The sequence below is a fragment of the Bacillus sp. SIMBA_074 genome, assembly GCF_046534555.1.
GTDB lineage: Bacteria > Bacillota > Bacilli > Bacillales > Bacillaceae_G > Bacillus_A > Bacillus_A mycoides.
This window is the reverse complement of record NZ_JAWRYM010001393.1, coordinates 1-228: the sequence shown is the minus strand read 5'-3', so window position 1 is coordinate 228 and position 228 is coordinate 1. Positions and strand designations below refer to the sequence as shown.

Genomic DNA, 228 nt, shown 5'->3' with positions numbered 1-228 from the left:
CATGTTCCATCGGAATTTGATGTAAAAATGCATACTGATGACCAAAAGCGATACTGCGTTTTTGTTGTAACCGGGCGGCATGTGCCGTGATGGGTTCAAAGTCGGTCAGCACCAGGTCATAGCTGCTTAAATCCAGTGCTTTGATATCCTGTTGTAATGTGCTGATAGATGCCTGCCAGAAGGTTTGCCAGTAGTTGACCTTACCGGATTGGGTGACAAAGGTTAACC

Annotated in this window: 1 protein-coding gene; it reads right to left on the bottom strand. The window is 46.1% G+C overall.

Annotated features, from left to right (window positions below):
* On the bottom strand, positions 1-228 hold a 228-nt coding region (locus SB773_RS35280; protein WP_410595268.1), incomplete at both ends, for a hypothetical protein.